Genomic DNA, 498 nt, shown 5'->3' with positions numbered 1-498 from the left:
GTTCCGACCCGCACGAAAGGCGTAACGATCTGGGCACTGTCTCAACGAGAGACTCGGTGAAATTATAGTACCTGTGAAGATGCAGGTTACCCGCGACAGGACGGAAAGACCCCGTGGAGCTTTACTGTAGCCTGATATTGAATTTTGGTACAGCTTGTACAGGATAGGTAGGAGCCTGAGAAGCCGGAGCGCTAGCTTCGGTGGAGGCGTCGGTGGGATACTACCCTGGTTGTATTGAAATTCTAACCCACAGCCCTGATCGGGCTGGGAGACAGTGTCAGGTGGGCAGTTTGACTGGGGCGGTCGCCTCCTAAAGAGTAACGGAGGCGCCCAAAGGTTCCCTCAGAATGGTTGGAAATCATTCGTAGAGTGTAAAGGCACAAGGGAGCTTGACTGCGAGACCTACAAGTCGAGCAGGGACGAAAGTCGGGCTTAGTGATCCGGTGGTTCCGCATGGAAGGGCCATCGCTCAACGGATAAAAGCTACCCCGGGGATAA

The 498-nt window shown here is 54.2% G+C and carries 1 rRNA gene; it reads left to right on the top strand.

Features of this window, described 5'->3' with window-relative positions:
* Nucleotides 1-498: ribosomal RNA gene (locus tag A2U94_RS20345) — 23S ribosomal RNA — on the top strand; the annotation flags it as partial.

Source organism: Bacillus sp. VT 712, from assembly GCF_001614195.1.
In the GTDB taxonomy this organism is placed as follows: Bacteria; Bacillota; Bacilli; order Bacillales; family Bacillaceae_H; genus Priestia; species Priestia flexa.
This window is presented reverse-complemented; position numbering and strand designations above follow the sequence as displayed.